This window comes from Methylobacter sp. (assembly GCF_036845245.1).
Lineage (GTDB): Bacteria > Pseudomonadota > Gammaproteobacteria > Methylococcales > Methylomonadaceae > Methylobacter_A.
In genome coordinates this window covers 44,809-66,342 of record NZ_DAIUEH010000028.1, presented here as the reverse complement: position 1 = coordinate 66,342, position 21,534 = coordinate 44,809, and the positions used below count along the sequence as shown (strand labels likewise).

The 21,534-nt window shown below is 46.5% G+C and carries 21 protein-coding genes; 20 read left to right on the top strand and 1 reads right to left on the bottom strand.

Annotated elements, in window-relative coordinates; translation table 11 throughout:
- The first annotated feature begins 53 nt into the window (after positions 1–53).
- The 6 genes from grpE (at position 54) to V7051_RS13665 (ending at position 5,419) form a co-directional block, all read left to right on the top strand.
- A complete protein-coding gene (gene grpE, locus V7051_RS13690; protein ID WP_333875679.1) occupies positions 54–665 on the top strand; it encodes a nucleotide exchange factor GrpE in 612 nt (203 codons plus the stop codon).
- Between the two features lie 71 nt (positions 666–736).
- Complete coding sequence (dnaK, locus tag V7051_RS13685) at positions 737–2,668, top strand: molecular chaperone DnaK (protein ID WP_333875677.1); 1,932 nt, start codon at positions 737–739, stop codon at positions 2,666–2,668.
- A 209-nt stretch (positions 2,669–2,877) separates the two neighbouring features.
- The gene (gene dnaJ / locus V7051_RS13680; RefSeq protein ID WP_333875675.1) at positions 2,878–4,017 is read left to right on the top strand and encodes a molecular chaperone DnaJ; all 1,140 of its coding nucleotides are present in this window, start codon (positions 2,878–2,880) and stop codon (positions 4,015–4,017) included.
- A gap of 3 nt (positions 4,018–4,020) precedes the next feature.
- A complete protein-coding gene (gene dapB, locus V7051_RS13675) occupies positions 4,021–4,824 on the top strand; it encodes a 4-hydroxy-tetrahydrodipicolinate reductase (protein ID WP_333875674.1) in 804 nt (267 codons plus the stop codon).
- Positions 4,825–4,970: 146 nt separating this feature from the next.
- On the top strand, positions 4,971–5,231 hold the full coding sequence (locus V7051_RS13670) for a DUF4258 domain-containing protein (RefSeq protein ID WP_333875672.1): 261 nt from the start codon (positions 4,971–4,973) through the stop codon (positions 5,229–5,231).
- Positions 5,228–5,419: a DUF2283 domain-containing protein gene (locus V7051_RS13665; protein WP_331307848.1), complete on the top strand. Its 192-nt coding sequence runs from the start codon at positions 5,228–5,230 to the stop codon at positions 5,417–5,419. Before V7051_RS13670 ends, V7051_RS13665 begins: the two co-directional genes overlap by 4 nt.
- A gap of 32 nt (positions 5,420–5,451) precedes the next feature.
- Here V7051_RS13665 and V7051_RS13660 read toward each other — a convergent pair whose 3' ends face one another.
- Positions 5,452–6,324: a hypothetical protein gene (locus V7051_RS13660; RefSeq protein WP_333875670.1), complete on the bottom strand. Its 873-nt coding sequence runs from the start codon at positions 6,322–6,324 to the stop codon at positions 5,452–5,454.
- Positions 6,325–6,600: 276 nt separating this feature from the next.
- Here V7051_RS13660 and V7051_RS13655 point away from each other — a divergent pair, with 276 nt between their 5' ends.
- From V7051_RS13655 to V7051_RS13590, 14 genes are all read left to right on the top strand, one after another.
- The gene (locus V7051_RS13655) at positions 6,601–7,881 is read left to right on the top strand and encodes an exonuclease SbcCD subunit D C-terminal domain-containing protein (RefSeq protein WP_333875668.1); all 1,281 of its coding nucleotides are present in this window, start codon (positions 6,601–6,603) and stop codon (positions 7,879–7,881) included.
- Positions 7,881–11,609: an AAA family ATPase gene (locus V7051_RS13650; RefSeq protein WP_333875667.1), complete on the top strand. Its 3,729-nt coding sequence runs from the start codon at positions 7,881–7,883 to the stop codon at positions 11,607–11,609. Before V7051_RS13655 ends, V7051_RS13650 begins: the two co-directional genes overlap by 1 nt.
- 45 nt (positions 11,610–11,654) lie before the next feature.
- Positions 11,655–11,996, top strand: coding sequence for a hypothetical protein (locus tag V7051_RS13645; RefSeq protein WP_333875665.1), 342 nt, complete (start codon positions 11,655–11,657; stop codon positions 11,994–11,996).
- Positions 11,993–12,235 carry a type II toxin-antitoxin system HicA family toxin gene (locus V7051_RS13640; RefSeq protein WP_331307853.1) on the top strand — a complete coding sequence of 81 codons (243 nt, stop codon included), beginning with the start codon at positions 11,993–11,995 and terminating at the stop codon, positions 12,233–12,235. The genes V7051_RS13645 and V7051_RS13640 overlap by 4 nt, the downstream gene beginning before the upstream one ends.
- 364 nt (positions 12,236–12,599) lie before the next feature.
- Positions 12,600–13,820 (top strand): SIR2 family protein, encoded by a 1,221-nt coding sequence (locus tag V7051_RS13635; RefSeq protein ID WP_333875663.1) that lies wholly within the window; start codon positions 12,600–12,602, stop codon positions 13,818–13,820.
- 1 nt (position 13,821) lies between these two features.
- Positions 13,822–15,759, top strand: a complete 1,938-nt coding sequence (locus V7051_RS13630; protein WP_333875662.1) for an ATP-binding protein — start codon at positions 13,822–13,824, stop codon at positions 15,757–15,759.
- Positions 15,740–15,958 carry a KTSC domain-containing protein gene (locus tag V7051_RS13625; protein ID WP_333875660.1) on the top strand — a complete coding sequence of 73 codons (219 nt, stop codon included), beginning with the start codon at positions 15,740–15,742 and terminating at the stop codon, positions 15,956–15,958. The genes V7051_RS13630 and V7051_RS13625 overlap by 20 nt, the downstream gene beginning before the upstream one ends.
- A gap of 129 nt (positions 15,959–16,087) precedes the next feature.
- Entirely contained in the window at positions 16,088–16,582 is a 495-nt protein-coding gene (locus tag V7051_RS13620; RefSeq protein ID WP_333875659.1) for a HugZ family pyridoxamine 5'-phosphate oxidase, read from the top strand.
- Between the two features lie 161 nt (positions 16,583–16,743).
- Positions 16,744–16,989, top strand: a complete 246-nt coding sequence (locus V7051_RS13615) for a type II toxin-antitoxin system ParD family antitoxin (RefSeq protein WP_027148991.1) — start codon at positions 16,744–16,746, stop codon at positions 16,987–16,989.
- Positions 16,989–17,285, top strand: coding sequence for a type II toxin-antitoxin system RelE/ParE family toxin (locus tag V7051_RS13610; protein WP_333875656.1), 297 nt, complete (start codon positions 16,989–16,991; stop codon positions 17,283–17,285). Before V7051_RS13615 ends, V7051_RS13610 begins: the two co-directional genes overlap by 1 nt.
- 174 nt (positions 17,286–17,459) lie before the next feature.
- Positions 17,460–18,269 carry an NAD(+)--dinitrogen-reductase ADP-D-ribosyltransferase gene (locus V7051_RS13605; protein WP_333875655.1) on the top strand — a complete coding sequence of 270 codons (810 nt, stop codon included), beginning with the start codon at positions 17,460–17,462 and terminating at the stop codon, positions 18,267–18,269.
- Between the two features lie 9 nt (positions 18,270–18,278).
- A complete protein-coding gene (gene draG / locus V7051_RS13600; protein ID WP_333875654.1) occupies positions 18,279–19,163 on the top strand; it encodes an ADP-ribosyl-[dinitrogen reductase] hydrolase in 885 nt (294 codons plus the stop codon).
- Positions 19,164–19,307: 144 nt separating this feature from the next.
- Entirely contained in the window at positions 19,308–20,639 is a 1,332-nt protein-coding gene (locus tag V7051_RS13595; protein WP_333875653.1) for a magnesium and cobalt transport protein CorA, read from the top strand.
- Between the two features lie 165 nt (positions 20,640–20,804).
- Entirely contained in the window at positions 20,805–21,527 is a 723-nt protein-coding gene (locus V7051_RS13590) for a TSUP family transporter (protein ID WP_333875651.1), read from the top strand.
- The last annotated feature ends 7 nt before the right edge of the window (positions 21,528–21,534 follow it).

Genomic DNA, 21,534 nt, shown 5'->3' with positions numbered 1-21,534 from the left:
TGTGCCCTCGTCAGGCATGGATATTAATTTTAAATGTTAAGGAGCTATAAATAATGAGTACTGATCAGGAAGCGCCTGAATCCCAGGCTAAAACTGAAAACGAAACGGTTAGTGAACCGCCGCATACCGAATTAGTCGAGCACGAATTTACGATTGATGAGTTGCAGCAGGCGTTGGCCCAGGCTGAGCAAAAAGCGCAGGAGAACTGGGACAAAGCGGTTCGTGCTCAGGCGGAAATGGAAAACCTGAAAAGAAGAACACAAAAAGACCTGGAAGATGCGCACAAATTTGCGCTAACAGGTTTTGCCAAAGAGCTCTTGCCGGTATTAGACAGCTTGGTATTAGGCCTGCAGGCGGCAACCGGCGAAAGCGAGGAAGTGAAAAAATTCCGCGAAGGCAGCGATTTAACGATTAAACAATTCGAATCAGTATTTGCAAAATTCAAAATTGAAGCGATTGATCCGATCGGCCAGCCGTTTAATGCGGAACTGCATCAGGCCATGGCTATGCAGGCGGTAGAGGGTGCAGAGCCGAATACGGTGGTTAACGTTTTCCAAAAAGGTTATATGTTGAACGGACGCTTACTTCGTCCCGCTATGGTTTTGGTTGCCAAGGCAGCCGAAAAAAAGCCGACAGATAGCCCTAGTATCGATGAACAGGCTTGAAATCAAATAAAGCAGCCTCATATTTGTAACAACTTTTACCTTTTTATATAAATTCAAGTCTGGAGAATTCAATGGCTAAAATAATTGGCATAGATTTAGGAACAACAAACTCGTGCGTTGCTGTGTTGGAAAACGGCGTCGCAAGAGTAATTGAAAACAGCGAAGGTGCGCGTACTACGCCTTCCATTATCGCTTTTACCAGTGACGATGAAGTATTGGTCGGTCAATCGGCGAAACGTCAGGCCGTTACTAACCCAAAAAATACCGTATTTGCGATCAAGCGTTTGATCGGTCGTCGTTTTAAAGATGATGTCGTACAAAAAGACATCAAAATGGTGCCTTATAAAATCGTCGAAGCTGAAAACGGCGATGCCTGGGTTGAAGTTCACGGTAAAAAAATGGCGGCTCCCGAGATTTCAGCACGCATTTTAATGAAGCTGAAAAAAGACGCCGAAGCCTATTTAGGTGAAGAAGTCACCGAAGCGGTTATTACCGTACCGGCTTATTTTAACGACTCGCAACGTCAGGCGACTAAAGACGCCGGTCGTATTGCCGGACTTGAAGTTAAACGTATTATCAATGAACCGACTGCGTCTGCATTGGCTTTCGGTATGGACAAGCCTAAAGGCGATACCAAAATTGCAGTCTATGACTTAGGCGGCGGCACGTTCGATATTTCGATTATTGAAATTGCTGAGATAGAAGGTGAGCACCAATTCGAAGTATTATCGACCAATGGCGATACTTTCCTGGGTGGTGAAGATTTCGACTCAAGAATCATTGAATTTCTTGCCGCAGAATTTAAGAAAGAAAGCGGCGTTGACGTTCATAACGACCCATTAGCCTTGCAACGTTTAAAAGAAGCGGCGGAAAAAGCCAAGATCGAATTGTCTTCAAGCCAGCAAACCGATGTCAACCTGCCTTACATTACTGCAGATGCATCAGGCCCTAAGCATTTAAATGTTAAATTGACTCGCGCCAAACTGGAATCGCTGGTTGAAGAGCTGATCAATCGCACTAAAGGCCCTTGCGAAATGGCGCTGAAAGATGCGAAGTTAAAGGCGTCGGATATTAATGACGTGATTTTGGTCGGCGGTCAAACCCGTATGCCGAAAGTACAGGAAATGGTAAAAAACATTTTCGGCAAAGAACCACGTAAAGACGTTAACCCTGATGAAGCGGTGGCTTTAGGTGCTGCGATTCAGGCAGGCGTTCTGGGCGGCGAAGTTAAAGACGTATTGTTGTTGGACGTTATCCCGTTATCTTTGGGTATCGAAACCATGGGCGGCGTCATGACCAAACTGATCGAGAAAAACACCACAATCCCGACCAATGCATCGCAGGTTTTCTCTACAGCGGATGACAATCAAACCGCCGTGACTGTTCATGTATTGCAAGGTGAGCGCGAAGTCGCAGCGGCGAATAAATCACTGGGTCGATTTGATCTGGCCGATATTCCGCCTGCACCGCGCGGTGTGCCGCAAATTGAAGTCGCGTTCGACATTGATGCTAACGGTATTTTGAATGTATCGGCTAAAGACAAAGCGACCGGCAAAAAACAATCTATCGTTATCAAAGCATCCAGCGGTTTATCGGATGACGAAGTTGAACGTATGATTAAAGATGCCGAAGCGCATGCTGACGAAGACCGTAAACTGACGCAATTGGTCGCGGCACGCAACCATGCCGACGGTATGATTCATGCGACTGAAAAATCATTGAAAGAACTGGGCGATCAAGTCAGTGCCGATGAAAAAACCAGCATTGAACATGCTATTGAAGCATTGAAAACTGTGCTTAAAGGTGATGATAAAGAAGCGATTGAATCTAAAACCAATGACTTAACCGAACTATCCGGTAAACTGGCTGAACGCGTTTACGCGCAAAAGTCAGCGTCTGAAGGGGACACTTCCAGCGCCCATGCTTCTTCGGAACATCATGCGGCGGATGACGGTGTTGTCGATGCCGAGTTTGAAGAAGTTAAAGATGACGATAAGAAGTAAAATGTAAAGGGAGGACGCATCTTATCCTCCCGAATACATATTAACTTAAGCATAAAGCCACGAAGAACACGAAGCTCGCGAAGAAAAAAATTCGTGTCCCTTCGTGTTCTTTTTGCGGTTTAGTAACCCGTCTCTTATCTCTACACGGGATATCTCGGACCAAGTCAGACGATGATAATCACCAAAATCCAACAATAGAATATTGAACCATGGCAAAAGAAGATTTTTACAAGCTTCTCGGTGTAGACAGAAACGCCAGTGATGCAGAGATTAAGAAAAGCTATCGCAGCAAGGCGATGAAGTATCATCCGGACAGAAATAAAGATAATCAGGTGGAAGCCGAGGCCAAGTTTAAGCAGATTAAAGAAGCTTACGAGGTTTTATCAGACCCTAAAAAACGCTCCGCTTACGACCAATTCGGCCATGCCGGAATTGACCCTTCGATGGGCGGCGGGCGTGGTGCCAGCGGTTTCGGAGGTTTTGGTGCAGGTGAAAGTTTCAGCGATATTTTCGGCGATATTTTTGGTGGCGGAAGACAGCAGCGAAGCAATGTTCAACGCGGCTCGGACCTGCGCTACAACCTGGAATTAACACTCGAAGAAGCCGTATTCGGTACCGACGCCAAAATTCGCGTGCCGGTGCTGGTTACTTGCGGCGAGTGTAGCGGTTCCGGCGCCAAGAAAGGTTCCAGCCCTGTTATCTGTTCAACTTGCCATGGTCACGGCCAAGTCAGGATGCAGCAAGGCTTTTTTTCGGTTCAGCAAACCTGTCCAACCTGCCGCGGTACCGGCAAACAGATTAAAGATCCTTGCGGCGTGTGTTACGGCCAAGGGCGAGTCCAGGAAAATAAAACCCTGTCCGCGAAAATTCCTGCAGGTGTTGATACCGGCGATCGCATACGTTTGGCAGGAGAAGGCGAAGCCGGAGAATTCGGCGGCCCGGCAGGCGATCTTTACGTTCAGGTTCAGGTAAAAGATCACCAGATTTTTACCCGTGACGGCGCGAATTTATATTGCGAAGTACCGATCAGCTTTCCTACCGCCTGCTTGGGCGGCGAGCTGGAAGTGCCGACCTTGAACGGCAAAGTGCTGTTGAAAATCCCTGCCGAGACACAAACCGGGAAATTATTCAGGCTTCGCGGCAAAGGCGTCAAGCCGGTCAGAGGCGGACCGGTCGGCGATTTAATGTGTAAAGTACAGGTTGAAACGCCCGTGCATCTGACCAAAGAGCAAAAAGCCCTGGTTGAGCAGCTCAGCGAATCCTTATCAGGCGGCGGTAAACATCATAGTCCTCAAGAGTCTTCGTGGACTGATGGCGTAAAAAGCTTTTTCGATAAATTAACAGGATAAGTCATGATGCGTATTGCTGTTGTAGGTGCGTCCGGCCGCATGGGTCTTTGCTTGATTAAAGCGGCGGCGCTGGCGAAAAATGCCGAATTGGCTGTTGCCGTTTCCCGTCCCGAGAGTCTAGCCATAGGCCGGGACGCGGGTGAACTGGCGGGCATCAGCGTCGTCGGCGTTAAAGTCGTCGATGACTTGGCGTCCGTTGTCGATCAATTCGACGTATTGATCGATTTTACCCGGCCCGATGCGTCAATGGACTTTATCGGGATTTGCCGCGAAGCCGGAAAAAAGCTGGTCATCGGCACCACCGGCTACACTGATGCGCAAAAAGCCCTGATTAGCGAAGCGGCTAAAGACGTAGCGATAGTGATGGCACCCAACATGAGCGTCGGCGTCAACCTGTCGCTTAAATTGCTGGAGATGACCGCCAAAGTCATGGGCGATTACACCGATATTGAAGTGATCGAGGCTCATCACCGGCATAAAGTCGATGCGCCGTCCGGCACAGCATTACGCATGGGAGAAGTGATAGCCGATGCGTTAGGCCGGGATTTAAAAGACTGCGCGATTTACGGCAGGGAAGGCAATACCGGCGAGCGCGACAGAAAAACCATCGGTTTTTCAACCATCAGAGCCGGGGACATCGTTGGCGAGCATACCGTCATGTTTGCCGACGACGGCGAGCGGGTGGAAATCACTCACAAAGCCACCAGTCGCATGACCTTTGCCAACGGTGCAGTCAGGGCGGCGGTCTGGTTGGCTGGTAAGGATAGCGGTTTGTACGATATGCAGGATGTTTTGGGGCTTTCTTGATTGAGTCATAGGTCGGGTTAGTAGCGTAACCCGACATATCGAAGCGGCTAATGTCAGGCATAGACAGCATGCCTAAAGTTATTGACGCGGAAATACGGCGGCGGGTAGCATGAAACTCACCCAGCAAATAAACAGTCGGTTAAGCCGTGCATAGTCAACGCTTCAATAAAATTATTCACGTAACGGAACATGCTCAAAAACGCATGATTGAACGTGATATTTCGAAGGAATTGTTAAGTGACCTTATAGAAACAGGGCAATTAAGCTATAAAGACGACAAGCATGCATGGATAGCAAAGTGCTATCAACATCGAACCGATAACTTGCTTTGTGCCGCAGTGGTCATGGATCAAGCGGTTATTGTTAAAACAGTGATGTATCACTTTAGTTTCGAGAATGAATTATGAAAACAATCTACTATCCTGAAGACGATATTTTGGAACTGCATTTTAGCGACAACCCTATCGTTAGAGAAACAACGCAAGATTGGAATGTCGTTTTGTCTTACGATGCGAATAATCATCTTGTGCAGATGGTGGTATTAGAAGCCAGTGTTTCCGGACTGTTGCCTTTGCAGGAACAGAAAGCCGCATAGTCGGTTGGTTTAGCGTAGGCCGTACCGCGCCGCTACTGGGCAATATTGAACTCGCGTACAATCAATGGAATTATTATTTCATGCATAGTTTCCGTTGGCTCTCCAATTATTGAAGTTATATTTATCTTATGAGGCGGTTGGATATTAGCTTTATATGGCTGTCGAGTAAGTAATTCAACTATGTTGAAAGCCTTATTTTCTGGAAGAGTTTTCAATAAAGCAGATAATTTCCCAGCATCAAAATCGTAAGCTACTGCATACTCTATATCACCAACCATCCTGTTCAAGTTAATTGAAAATGTATGGTCGTTTACTCTGACAATATGATCGACCGGTACATCGTAATCATATTGTATTACGTGACTTTTAATTCCAGCCTTGTAAAGCATCGTTCCATAATCTGGGTATAGATTTTGAGGCATAGGTGAGAAATCCTGTATTTTGTATGGAGCTAATACATTTTCTATTTCTCCCCAAAGCTCATCTGATTTTATTAATGGGATGATGAGAATAGGGTTTATCTGATTAATGTGGAAAACAGTTAATTCATTTCCATTACATAATGCATATAAACTAGCTCTAACATCAGGATGAATAGCATAACTGTATGCTTGCTCAACGTTTTTTCCATTACGGATATTTTCTTTTGGTGATTTTGCATCTAATACGCAAGCTACGTTCTTTTTAACACTAAGAATGTAGTCTGGAAATATATTAATTTTTTGTTTTTGAGTTCCAATTAGAACGTATGGATGATTAAGAGCTTTTCCTCTCTGTATCTTATAATCCCCGTGAGATTTATAACCCAGCCTGTGCAAAATTGGCGTGATTAACTCTTCACGAACAGAATCTTCCTTGAAATCATTTGACTTCAATATATCGAATTCAAAATCTTTAAAAAGCATTATAGGTAACACTCCTGGCAAAAAACAAAAATGAATTACAATATTAATAAACGTTTTGTGTGAGCTGACTGTTAAAAGCATAGCATGATATAAAGTACGAGGCCCATCGTTTGGTGAATTAAAGAGAACACCAATATCAGGCTATTGTCGTGGTTTTTCACTGTGACCCCTGCCAAACCTCGGAACAATTATTTTTTGGTTAAAAAGATTGATCCGCTACAGATTATTTTTCTTTGTTATATTGCTTGCCATCAAACCCTTTAAAACAGGAAACTAATGTTAAGACTATTCCACACCGCAGACTGGCACCTCGGACATCATCTGCACGGCGTATCCAGGCAACTGGAACATCAGCAGTTTCTGGATTGGCTGCTGGATGAATTACAAACCAAACAAGCCGATGCGTTGATTGTTGCCGGTGATATTTTCGATTCGGCAAATCCATCCTCCGCCGCGCAATTGCAGCTTTATGACTTTCTGGTCAAAGCCAGAACCCGGCTGCCAAACTTGGACATTGTTTTGGTCGGCGGCAATCACGATTCCGCTTCAAGGCTGGACGCGCCTGCACCTATTCTCAATGCTCTGGGCGTTACCGTGGTCGGCGGTTTGTCGCGCGACCAGCAGGGCGGTATTGATTGGGAGCGTTTGTTGGTGCCGCTGACCAATGCGGTGGGCGAAGTTAAAGCATGGTGCGGAGCCATGCCGTTTTTACGTAATGCCGACTTGCCTACGATTGCCAAGGATATAAGCGGTACGGAAGCAATACCACCCGATGAGCAAGACAGCGATCCGTTAATCTCCGGCATGAAATCGCTGTATGCCGAACTGTTCACGCAGCTGCAACAAAAGGCAGGCAATACACAAAGCCTGATCCTGACCGGGCATTGTTATATGGTCAATGGCGCGGTATCCGAATTAAGCGAGCGTAAAATACTGGGCGGCAACCAGCATGCGCTGCCGGTTGAATTATTTCCCGAGGACATTGCTTATGTCGCGTTAGGCCATTTGCATTTGGCGCAACGGGTCGGTGCGAATGAACATATTCGCTACAGCGGTTCGCCGATTCCGCTGTCGTTTGATGAAGCCGGTTATTCGCATCAGATCGTTCAGGTTGATGTCATGGCCGGTCAGCCGGTTGAAACCATCGCTATTAAAATTCCCCGTAGTGTTCAATTATTAAGAATTCCCAACGGCAAGGATTTTGCTGCGTTGCCGGAGGTGATCGTGCACTTGGAAAACCTGAGCCTGGACGATCTGCCGATAGAGCAACGTCCGCTGCTTGAATTGAGAATCAGGCTGGAAAAGCCGGAGCCCGGATTGCGCCAGCAGATTGAAGAAATCATCGCCAAACTGCCGGTGCGTTTATTGAAAATCTCCACCGCCTACAGCGGCAGCGAAAAAAGCCTGGCCGATCTGAAAATCGAAGAACGCCTGGAAGAGCTGCAACCGCTAGATGTTTTCCAACGCTGTTATCAAAACAAATACGAGCAGGATGCGCCCGAAGCGATGAATGCGTTGTTTAACGAATTGCTTGAAAGCCTGCAAGGAACCGAATAATGCGCATTTTAGCAATACGCGGAAAAAACCTGGCCAGCTTGGCCGAGCCGTTCGAGATTCTGCTGAATTCAGGGCCATTGGAGCAGGCCGGTTTATTTGCGATTACCGGCCAAACCGGCGCCGGCAAAAGCACAATACTGGATGCCTTGTGCTTGGCGCTATATGACAAAATCCCGCGCCTGCCGGACGGCCATGGTTTTGCGGTAGGCCATAAAGATGAAGATGAAAACCTGCGCGTGACCAGTAACGACGTGCGTTCGATACTGCGCCGGGGCACCAGCCACGCGTATGCCGAAGTGGATTTTATCGGTAAGGACAAGCATCACTACCGTGCACGTTGGGAAGTCAGCAAAGCCCGAGGCAAAGCCGATGGCCGCTTGCAGGCGCAGAATGTTACGTTGTGCAATATTGCAGACGGACAAAGTATCGGGCAGGGCAAGAAAAATACGCTGGATACAATCAGCGAATTGATCGACCTTAACTTCGACCAGTTCCGCCGCTCAGTGCTATTGGCTCAGGGCGATTTTGCCGCGTTTTTGAAAGCCAAAAAAGACGAGCGTTCCAGTTTGCTGGAGCGCATCACCGGCACCGAGCTTTATTCAGAGTTGTCTATCGCCGCATTCGAGCGGGCGCGGCAGGAAAAAGACGCGTTAACTCAAATTGCAAACCGGATGCAGGATCAAATCCCGCTGGATGCAGAAGCCCGGCAACAACTGGAACAGCAACGCGACCAATTCATCAGCCAGTTGGCCGATCTGGATCAGCAAATCGCAAGCAACCAGAAAATTATCGACTGGTATGCCGAACTGAAAAAGCTGCAAGAAGCTGAACGGGTTGCCCGTGATGCGCTTACCGGTAGTCAACATGCGTGGGATGCAGCCGAAGCCGACCGGCAGCTGATACGAAAAGTCGAAGCCGCGCAGCCTTTAAGGCCGTTATTGGCGCAATATCAAACAACCGATGCCGAACACCGGGATGCCCAACAAAAACTCAAAGACAGCAGCGCTCAGCAAATAGCCGCTGAAACAAAACTGCACGGCGCAAAAGAACAGTTCGAAATTTTGGCAGTTGCGTTAGCCGAAGCCGAACAACAGCAGCAGCAGGCTGAACCGGTATTAATTAAAGCGCGGGCATTGGACACCCGCATTGACGTCATCCGGCAAACGGTCAACACCCTGGCCGTTGAAGAAAACCGCCTGCTTGCACAGCTTGGCGCTGCCGAAAAAGAACATCAGTCTTTATTAACCCGGCAGGCTGAACAAATTTCGGCGTTGCAACAGCTTGATATTTGGTTGGAACAAAACCAGGCGATCAAGCCGATCGCAGCCGAATGGAGCCGATGGGATGCCGAGCTGGAACGCTATCAAATCGCGAATCTCCGGAAAACAGACGACACGTTCAAAGCGGATCGGCTAAGACTGGCGGTTACCAAGGATCAGCAGAGGCTGGCGGAATTAAAAGTGGCGATCGATGATAGTCACAAAAAACTGGAACTGCATCAACAGACGTTTGATCAACTGAAAAAGCAGGAAAGTAAGCAGTCGATTGAAGACCTGCTCCGCGCAAAAGACGAGCTTGAAACCAAACGTTGGCATGTCGCCCTGGCATTGAGCCTGGCGAACAATGCTCAGGAATTGCAACAGACAATCAAGCAGGACACGGATAGTCTGGCGGCTACCGAACGAACGGTTAATGACAGCACGTTGCAACTGCAAACCTTAAACCAGCAGCAGATGACGAATGGCGTTGCTCTGGCCGAGGCTAAAAAAGCCTTGGAGCTGATACAGGCAACGATGCATAAAAACGCCGAACAGTTCCGCGCTTTGTTGGAGGAGGACCAGCCCTGTCCGGTTTGCGGTGCGCTTGAACATCCGTGGAAAGATCAGACCGGTATAGGCAATGAACATGCCGCGGCGCAGTCGGCAAGAGTTGCCGAGCTGGAAAATCAACATGAAACGCTGATTAAAACTATCGCCGAGCTGACCAAATCCATCAGCCAGGGGCAGGAGCAAAAAACAGCACTAACCGAGAAGCTTGCCGAAGCGCAGACAAAGCTGGTTCAATGCGGTAGTGATTGGGCCGCTTTAACTCTACAAGATAAGCCCGATTTTGCCGTTATTGATGTTCAGCTTTTGCCCGCACTTAAAAGTTACGACGAACACACAAGTTTGGCGATGGAACTGATCAAGCAGCAGGAAAAAGCGGCCTTGGAATTGCAAAAACAGCTTAAAGTGGCACAGGATTCATTCGATACTTTAAAGCTGAATAAAGAAAACTTATCAGCGGAACATGCCGGACTGGACAAGCAGTACGCTAAAAATAAAGCCGAGCTGGCACATGTCACTACCGGTATTTTGGAATTGGAAAAACAACTGCAAGCGATAGGCGAGTTATTGGCGACGCCGTTCAGTCAGTTGAATAGCTGGCAAGCTGATCTACACGATTCCACAGCGGAATTCAGGCAGGATTGCGCGGCAAAAGCGCAGCGATTCCAGCACACCGAACAGCAGCTTGAAACCGTTGCCAAAGCCTTGGAAAAAATCAATCATGATGAAAAACTCGCCGGGCAAGCGCTGAGTCAATGCTTGCAACAACACAGGGCTAAGCAAGCCGAGCTACAGAGCCAAACAGCGAACATGCAAAAACTGTCAGTTGAGCGCGACGCAGTGTTGCCTGGGCTTACTGCCGACAGTTATCAGCACAGCATTAACCAAAACGTGCTGACCGCAAGAACGGCGCACCAGCAGGCCGGGCATGCAGTCAATCAGGCGGAAACGGAGCTGGCAACCCACAAACAAAATCAGCAGCATTGGCAAACCGAAACCGGCCGGCGTTACGACAATCTGGAAAAAGCCCTGAGCACTCTGAACCAAGCGCTGGCAAAGCAGGACATCAATCTTGAGCAGTTAAGCCAGTTGCTGGAAAAAGACGATCTCTGGCTGACCAAACAAAAAAACCAAATGGCGGCGCTGGAGCGCACCCTGCAAGAGTCTTTGGCCTTATTAAAGGTTAAAGCCGACGATTGCCAAAAGCAACAAAGCCATCCTGTCGAAATACCCGAGGAAGACGCCAATAAACTGGCAATACAATTGCAGCAGCAAAGACAGGTCGTGCATACCCAAAAAGAAGAACAAGTCATACTGCTGCGGGAAGACGATAAAAAAATCGAAGCCGGTCGTGCTTTGAAAGCTGAACTGGATAGCCAGCAAGACCGCTGGACGCAGTGGGAAAGCCTGAATGAATTGATCGGTTCGAAAAACGGCGCCAAGTTTCGGACTTTTGCCCAGAGTTTGACCCTGGAAGCCCTGCTGGCGCACAGTAACCAGCATCTTGAAGATTTCGCCAAACGTTATAGCCTGCAGCGCGTACCGGGCAGCGACCTGGAGCTGCAAATCATAGACCGCGACATGGCCGACGACGTCCGTAGCGTCCACAGCCTGTCCGGCGGCGAAAGCTTTTTGGTATCGCTGGCGCTGGCCTTGGGCTTGGCGTCGTTATCATCCAATAAAACCCAGGTCGAATCGCTGTTTATTGACGAAGGCTTCGGCAGCCTGGACCCTGAAACGTTGGATATCGCTATCGCCAGTCTGGATACCTTGCAAGCTTTGGGCAGGAAAGTCGGCGTTATCTCGCATGTGCCGATTTTGGTGGAGAGGATTGGCGCTAAGGTGGTGGTTGAAAAGCAAGGCGGGGGAAGGAGTAGTGTTTTGATTGTTGGGGGGTATTGAAATACGCACTCGCAAATGGTGTGATGGGTTGAGTTAATTCATGCATTGGCGGAGAAGATAACAGACATCGCCGCGACTGAAGTCGCGGCTCCAATTATCCTAAGTGAAATTGCGATTTTTGTTGGTTTTTGCATGATTACCGATACTTTGTTAGTATCCGTAGCAGACAAAGGAGCAGATATGAACGAAATTTTTTTTATTGTAGAGGACGCCCCTGAAGGCGGTTATACGGCCAAGGCGCTCGGCGAATCGATTTATACAGACGCGGACAATCTTGAAGAACTCCATGCCAATGTCCAAGATGCGGTTCGCTGCCATTTCGATGAAGACAAAAAACCCAAGATGATCCGCCTGCATTTCGTTCGCGAAGAAGTCATCGCAGTTTGAAACTCCCCCGCGACATTGATGGAATCCAGCTTGCAAAAGCGCTTGCCGGACTCGGATACCATATCACCCGCCAAACCGGCAGCCACATTCGCCTGACAACTTTTGAGAACGGCGAACATCACATAACTATTCCCGCTCATAATCCTTTAAAAATCGGCACATTGGCTTCGATTTTTAGCGGCATCGAATCGCACTTCAAGCTTACGCGGGATGAATTGTTGAAGCGTCTCTTTTCTTGATTGTTTATACACAGTTCCTACGGGGTAAAATGTGTCCGATTGGCGGTATTCATTTTTTGCCCGTATGTTCGTTTGGGCATATTACCGTGGATTGGACAGGGATTGGCAATTGTGAGTTCGGATCTGATTTGGAATAGAGCGCTTTATTTGAAATTGATGGGTTTCGCTGCCGCCCTACTCATCCTACCCGCTTCTTTGTGCAGGATACGTAAAACGACCTAAAGCAATCTGCCAAACGCGAAGCAAATAATGTCATGGTCGACGTGAACGGTGATTTGAAATACATAACGGGGAAGTCGTATCAGCAGAACCAAAATTTAAACTATTTGAACAAAGCACCGATACATATGAGGAATAACCAATCATGATGAATAAAACGCACTGTCCATATCGCCAATCATCCTTACTTCACTTACTTCAGCAGGTTCTGGCACCAGATAAAATGAGAATAGCTTTTTTACTAGGTGCTGGATGTCCCTATTCGATTAGAATTGGAGATGACAAAAAGCCTCTAATCCCAGATATTCAAGGTCTTACGACATTAGTCTCCGATAAAATGGAAGCTTCAACAACTCACAAAGAAAGCTACAAAAAAATAGCCGATAGACTTAGCAACACTACATCAAAAACTACAATCGAAGATATATTAAGCCACCTCCGAAGCCTTCAAGATGTGGTCAAAAAAGGTGCTATTGACGGCCTTACAGACCAATTGCTATCTGGACTTGATGCCGAAATATGTAGAATTACTACCGAAGTAGTAAATGTAAAGTTACCTGACATTAATTCACCATATCTTCAATTAGCAAAGTGGATACAAGGCATTCCACGCACTCATCCGATAGAAATTTTTACGCCTAATTATGACCTACTTATAGAACAAGCTCTTGAAGTTCATAAGATTCCGTACTTTGACGGTTTTATTGGTGCAAAACAGGCATTTTTTGACTTAACCGCCATGGAAAATGAAGTACTTCCAGCAAGATGGGCTAGGTTATGGAAAGTTCACGGATCTGTGAATTGGTGGAGTACAACCAGTAAAGAAGGTGAGATTGAAGAAGTTGTTCGTCAAGAAAACGGCGATGGGCGCAGGCAAATGATTTATCCATCGCATCTTAAATACGCTCAAAGCAGGCGTATGCCCTATCTTGCGATGCAAGATAGATTAAGAGCTTTTTTGGCGCGTGGGCAGGCTGTTTTGTTGACTTGTGGTTATTCCTTTATTGATCAACATTTGAACGAGGTTATTTTACATGGGCTTAGAAGCAATCCCACTGCGGTTTGTTTTGCCTTGCTATATGGCTCAAAAGATGGATATCCAGAAGCAGTTAAGAAAGCAAAATTGCATCCTAATCTAAGCTTGCTTGCAAGTGATGGCGCCGTTCTTGGTGGGATTGAATCGAAATGGCATGATGATGAACAGACAGGACATCTTTTACATAAGCTCAGCGTCAACAAGCTAGAGGAAGACCCCATTGAATTTCAATTGGGCGATTTTATCCATTTTGGTCATTTTCTTGATTTTCAGTTAGGTAAACAATTCGATCAAACGATATCAACTTCTGATAATTCAACGGATAATTGATATGCGACGTGATCCTACATTTATTGGTACAGTGCAAGATGTGTATGGCGCAACGGTAACCGTCGAGTTGAGCAATGAAACGATTACGGGCCTAAGCTTTGTTCACGGTGAAGGGTACCGTATTGGTCAAGTCGGTAGTTTTGTTCGTATTCCTCTAGGATTTGTCGATTTGTATGGTGTCGTTTCTCAAGTTGGTGCAGGTGCCGCCCCCGAACGTGAGCAAGAGCAAAAAACTTATGGCAATCGCTGGTTAAAAGTACAGATAGTTGGAGAAGGCCAACGTGGTGGACATTTTCAGCGAGGCGTTTCCCAGCATCCAACCATAGATGATCGAGTTTATATCGTGACGGAAGCAGACCTGATTGCGATTTATGGGGCAGGCGACCCCCAAGATTTTGTGTCGGTTGGTCATTTGGCCAGCGCAGAATCAATTCCTGCCCTAGTCAATATCAATAAACTGGTAACACGGCATTCGGCTGTTGTCGGGACAACGGGGGCGGGGAAATCAACAACCGTGGCTGGATTGTTAAATGCCTTGTCTGCTCCTGATTACCCTTCTGCCAGGATAATTGTATTAGACATTCACGGCGAATATGCAACGGCTCTTTCAGACCGGGCATCCGTATTTCGGGTTGACGCAGAATCGAGAAAATATCAGAAATCACTTTATCTGCCGTTCTGGGCACTAAGTTTTGAAGAACTGACAAGACTTGCCTTTGGCAATTTGAACGATCAGCAAACTGCTGCTGTTGCCGATATAATCGTTCAGCTAAAGAAAGAATCGGTATCTCAACAACCCAGAGACGGAGTTGAAGCATCTCGGATTACTGTCGATACCCCTGTTCCTTTTTGTCTTCACAAACTGTGGTTTGAACTACATCAACGTGAGCATAAAACTGTAATGGCGAATCCTGGCGGCTCTCAAGAAGAATTGGAGCCAGCTTATGTTTTTGATGAGAACAAGCAGCCGTTGCTTGGTGATGCTATGAGCGTCACACCTCCAACCTATAAAACAGTCAAGACATCTGGTAGTGCTGCCGAACGAATAAACTGGAGCCAATCACCATCACCCCTAGGTTTACGCCAACAACTTGCTGGATTAGCATCAAAACTGAGAGATCCTCGAATGGCGTTCTTATTTTACCCCGGAGATTGGTTGCCAAATATTGATGGTCAAACTAAACAAGATTTAGATACTCTTTTGGAAGATTGGATTGGTGGTGACCAGCCCATATCAATTCTTGACTTGTCGGGCATACCTTCGTCAGTGTTAAACGATCTAATCGGCGCATTGCTACGTATTTTATACGACGCAATTTTTTGGGCTAGAAACTTACCGGAAGGCGGTAGACTGCGTCCTTTACTGATGGTATTAGAAGAGGCACATGTTTATTTGGCTAAAGGAAACTCAGATTCAGCTGCCGCCGCAGTCCGGCGCATAGCCAAAGAAGGTAGGAAATATGGGGTAGGCATGATGATAGTAAGTCAACGACCTTCAGAAATTGATCCAACCATACTCTCGCAATGCGGCACAATATTCGCTATGCGCCTTGCCAATGATACTGACAGAGGACATGTTACCGGAGCCACTTCTGATAATCTAAAAGGGCTTTTTGAAATGTTACCTATTTTAAGAACCGGAGAAGCCATCATTGTTGGTGAGGCGGTAAGCCTTCCGGTTCGGACGTTAATTACGCCACCTCCGTCTGGTCGACGACCGGATAGTTATGATCCAAACGTTGTAGTTCGGAAAAATGAAGAAGGATATGGGGATGCTGGGGCCTGGAATCTACCGCGTGACCCTAAAGACTATTCTGCTATGATTCGCCAATGGCGAAAACAAAGCCCCCACTACCAACACGACAAAACTGTGCAAAAAGAAAACACAGAAAACTTTACTGATGAACCTGGAGAAAAAAATGAACATGAATATGATTGAAACCCCTGACTCTTCGAATATTTCACGATTTGGCTACGAAGAATCTAGCCGAGTTCTTAGGGTTGAATTTAAAAATGGCTCGCTCTATGACTATTTTGATATACCTGTAACGACTTTTGATAATATGAAAAGTGCGGGATCAAAAGGGCAATATTTGGCACAGAATATAAAAGGCGTATATAGGTATGCGAGAGTTTAGCTAACCTAACGGGTTGCTTGGTAGCTTATCGTTAAGCCAACAGTGGCAAGCACAAAGCCTTGGGATGTCGACAAATCTAACATTGATATTAGCTTTGTCCAACCCTACAGTGCTTGCCGGAGATTACCAATGAGCGAAATAAGCAAACAAGACCTTGAAGACATTACCAATCGTTATCAAGAGCTGGTGGCGTCACAGCAAACACTGTTACTCTCGACGGCTTCAGCAAACGGCATTCCTGACATCAGTTACGCACCTTTTGTGCGGGACGATGCCGGAGTCTTTTATATCTATGTCAGCGAGTTAGCTTGCCATACGGTTAATCTGCTGAATAACCCGCAGGCATCGATATTGTTTATCCGTCCTGAATCCGAATCGCCTAACCTTTTTGCCCGAGAACGGGCGGTATTAAATTGCAGTGTTAAGGAAATAATCCAGGATGATGCAATTTACGCTGAGCGGATACAAGACTTGCAGGATAAGTTTGGCGAGGTTGTTAGTGTGCTGAGCTCGTTACCGGATTTTCATTTGATTGCATTACGGCCGGAAAACGGAAGATATGTTGTTGGTTTCAGCAGCGCTTTCAATATTAATGTGAACGACGGCACCTTGTGTCATATTTAGCCTGATAGCGGTAAAACAGATCGGAAAATAGCTGAGCTTTATGTCGTCAATCTACTCATGTTTCCATCGATAGCCAGGTGTCGCCTTTCCGGATTAAGCACTTGTAAAAATACCAATAACTATTAATAATTGGTACATAGATAAAAGTGAGGTTATAGCTTATGCAAAAAAATACCAGCGTTTCGATTGGACTTCATTTTGAAAAATTCATTGCCGACATCGTCGAAGAAGGGCGCTTCGGTTCTAAAAGTGAGGTTGTCAGGGCGGGGCTTAGGCTTTTGGAGGCTCAAGAAATAAAATTGGCTGCTTTACGTTCCGCGCTGATAGAAGGAGAAGAAAGCGGAATCGCTGAAAATTATTCGCTAACAGGTTTGATTGAAGAGCTTGATAAAGAAGACGGTGCGTAATGCCGTCTTTTCGATTAACAAAGCAAGCCAAGGATGATTTGAAATCTATTGCTCGTTATACGCAAGAAATCTGGGGGCGTGATCAGCGAAATAAGTATCTTGGCATATTGGATAATTGTTTTCACCTGTTAGCCGATGAGCCGGATTTAGGTGTGGCTTGTGATGAAATCCGAAAAAATTACCGTAAGTTTTGTATTGAACGACACATTATTTTTTATCGAAAAGTTGCAGATGATATTGATGTTGTTCGTATCTTGCATTGTAGGATGGATGTAGAGAAACAGTTATCCGATTGAATCCGAAGTTCATTAATTACGAACTTAAATTTTTGCGCGAGAGCGCCTATCTGAAAAGGCTTAGTCAGGGCTGCGGCCGAAAAGGTCATTTCCTAACGCATTCTGGCTAAACGGACAATTTGATGTGAAAATTGATGCAATTTTTTACCGCCTGACTATTTTCCTAATCAATCAATGCCTGATATTTCCCAACATGGCCACAGCACCAACTTAATCGGTTTGGCGACTGCTTGCATGGCCAGTCATATCTTTAACGAAAATCCCAAACCGTTGCATATTTCAGGTACTCGCGAATCGGCTTCGGGCTTGTTTGAACAATTGCACAGACAACCGACACGCGAAGACTGCGGCCGGGTATTTCAAGACTATATGTGTGTGGTTTTCGGCTTTGAAACCGAGCAGCGATTAAGCAACGATCATTCGGGAAGGCGGCGTTATCGTAATAGTTACCTCAGGTTAATCCAGGATTGGGGCTTGGATTCAAACAACGCCCAAGGCGCGGTTTTTAAAGGCTGGGTCGAAAGCCGCTTCGGGCTGTTTCCGACTTTTCACAAACAGCAGATAGCCAGTTTTATCAGCAAAGACTGGATCATGTATATCGAAGAAAAGATGAACAGCCGTTATCACAACAACTGCATTTATATGCAGCTCGACCTTCTTTACGAATATTGCCAGTGGGTTATCGAACATTTTCAATTTCCGGCTGCGACGCATAAAACCCTCTATCGCGGCGTCAATTCGCTGGATGATCATTGGATTGTCCGTGATGAAGATAAACTGCATAAAATCGTTCGCTTCAATAGTATTGTTTCTTTTACCGACCGCCGCAGTATTGCCAGCGAATTCGGTGCTTATATTCTGGAAGTTGAAGTACCGATGGTTAAGCTGATTTTTTTTAATGAACTGTTGCCGCACCATGCTTTGCACGGCGAAGCCGAGTATCTGGTGATTGGCGGCGATTACCGGGTTAAAGTGCAACGATAAGGACGCTAAATGTCTACAAAACAAATACTGAGTAGGGCGTTGGGCGCTTATTTAGGCTTTGCCTGCGGCGATGCGCTCGGGGCGACGGTAGAGTTTATGTCGCCGAAACTCATCCAAAAACGCTACGGCGTGCATCGGGACATTATCGGCGGCGGCTGGTTGAATTTGGAAGCGGGGCAAATTACCGACGATACGCAAATGTCGCTTGCTTTAGGACAGGCCATTGTTGACCATCAGGGTTGGAGCATTCAGGCGGTCGCCGATAATTTTGTCGCATGGCTGGAAAGCAATCCGCCGGATATAGGCAATACCTGCCGACGCGGCATCATGCGTTACCGGGATAACGGCGAACTGTTCGGCTTGCCTCGCGATGACGATGCCGGCAACGGCGCGTGTATGCGTAACCTGCCGGTGGTGCTGGCGACCTTAAACCGGCCGGACTATTTTAGCGATTGGAGTTTGCAACAAAGCCATATTACCCATAATCACCCGTTGTCCGATGCCGCGACCTTAACGCTGGGGCGGATCGCCAATCAGCTGATTAACGGCTTAGACATGGACGCCTGGAAACAGGAAGCCGGGCAGTTGATCGATCAATACGGCGAATTCGCCTATAGCCCTTATCCGGGCAAAGCCTCGGGCTATATTGTCGACACTGTGCAGACGATTTTGCATTATTTTTTCAGCACGGACAATTTTGAATCCTGTCTGGTTGCAACGGTTAATCAGGGTGCCGATGCCGACACTACCGGCGCGCTGGCCGGTATGCTGGCAGGGGCTAGATATGGCGTTGAGCAGATTCCTGAGCGTTGGTTAAAGCAGTTGGATCAGCAGGTTGTCGGTCAAATACGCCGACAAACGGCTGAACTTATCCGGCTTGCGGAATTACTGTAAAACCCATTGGCTTCGATTGGACTGGACTTAAACCGGGCGGCATAAAAATCGCGACAAATCGCAGTGCTTTGATAGAATTATATTAATTTCAATTGCCCTGATTCTTATCGTCAGCCCAACTACTGCGCTAAGCCATTACCTGACATGAAAAAAGAACCAGCCGCCAAGTACTACAATAGCCATCAAGCCGTACTTGATCTTTTGCAAAAGCATAAGCTGATTGCAGACTTGGTGCATAAGCAGGACATGCCTCATCATGGTTTGGTGGAAACGCTGGTTCGTAAAGAGAACACGGCGCAATTGCAGCAGATACTTAACCATTTACCCCCTTCTGAAATCGCTCATATTCTGGAAGAATTGCCGCCTGAAGATCAATTGCTGATCTGGGATCATCTGGATGATGATCATAAGCAACCTATTTTGTTGGAAGCCCCGATTTCTGTCCTGCAAATACTGGGAAAACAAGATTACAAGACTGAAAAATCCAGAGTCAAAGCGTTTAATTTACACGAAGGCCGCTTGCACGAGATTTCGATTAATACTCCCCACGATTTGCTTGAGGCTAAACCGATCTGGATAGACCTGGTTGCGCCGACGTTTGAGGATAGAATATGGGTCGGCGATATTTTCGGCATAGAGATTCCCGATCCGGATAAATTGAATGATCTGGAGTCGAGCGCCCGGTTCTATGTCGAAGAAAACGGCGAAATTCATCTGCATTCGGATTTCCTGCTTGATAAGGATGACGTGTCGCGTAACGTCGCCGTTGCTTTTATCCTGTACCGGGATATTTTGTTCTCGATTCGTAAAGAAGAGTTGCCGATCTTCCGGCTTCAGCGCTTGCGTGCGCTTAGCCAGCCCAATTATGTCTCCGACTCAAGGGATATGTTGCTTGATCTTTACGCTGCCAATGCCGAGTATTCGGCTGACGCATTGGAGGATATTTATCTTGCTTTGGAGAGTGTCGGAAATCAGGTGCTGAGTAAGCAAATTAGCGATGAAGATGCGGCCAAGATATTGATCGATATCGCCAATGAAGAGGATCTGAACGGGCGGATTCGCCGGAATGTGATGGATACGCGGCGCGCGGTTTCGTTTCTGATGCGCAGCAAGTTTTTGGCAAAAGACCAACTGGAATATTCCCAACAGATTTTGCGTGATATCGAATCACTGGACGGTCACACTGCCTTTCTTTTCGATAAAATCAATTTCTTGATGGATGCTTCCGTGGGCTTCATCAATATCAACCAGAATAAGGTCGTCAAGCGATTAACGGTCGTCAGCGTTGTATTTATGCCGCTGAACGTATTGGCCGGCATTGGCGGCATGTCCGAATTCTCAATGATGACGCAGGGCATAGCCTGGCCTATTTCTTATAGTATTTTTACTGTTGGCTTGGTTATTGTCGGTTGGCTTACTTTTGCAATGTTGCGGTTTCTTGAAAATCGCGAGCATAGTAAATCCGGCAAACGCTAACGCGCCAAGGCACAGCTTGCATGCCTTTCGTGCGGATAACAGGCCGTCATTCTTTACCGGTTTCTTATGTGAGTTTTACTCTAACGGAAGATGTAATCATAAATTCGCTTACATCCGCCCTCGGGTATAATGAGGCACCCAAATAACACTAACTAAGAGAACATAATGCCGGTCGATATTTTACTTACAGTAATTGCAACATCTGTCATCCAGTCTATTTTTGGGGTAGGGGTATTATTATTTGGCACCCCCCTGTTGCTTTTACTCGGTTATGATTTTGTCGATGCGCTGGGTGTGTTGCTGCCGGTTTCTATTGCTATAAGCACTTTACAATTTCTAAGGCATTATGAGGATGTGGACACCAAATTCTATAAAAATGTATTAATTTACAGTATTCCTTTGGTGGTGTTGTTTTTACTGGTTGTTACCACGGTCAAAATCAATATCAGCCTGGTGATCGGCCCGTTGCTGATTTTTGTCGCGTTAAAAAATTTTTCAACGGTTATCGATAGAACGTTACAGTCCGTCGTCAAGTATGAACGAATTTATCTGATGGCGATGGGGTTGGTTCATGGTGTCAGCAATTTGGGCGGTTCGATGTTGACCGTGATAATTTACAGCAAGCACTATCCCAAAAACAAAACCCGTGTGACAGCGGCTGCGAGCTATGCGACAGTCGCGGTGTGTCAATTGGCAACGTTATTGTTTATCGGCAGCGATTTTACGGTATCGTTCGCAGACAAAATAAGCTTTATTCAGATTGCTGTGGTGATGTTTTTATTGACTGAAGAAATGCTTTATAACGGCATCGATAATGAAAAATACAGCAAGATATTTGCGGCATTTTTGTTTGCATCAGGTATCTTGTTAATAATGAAGTCCTTATAAAATTTGG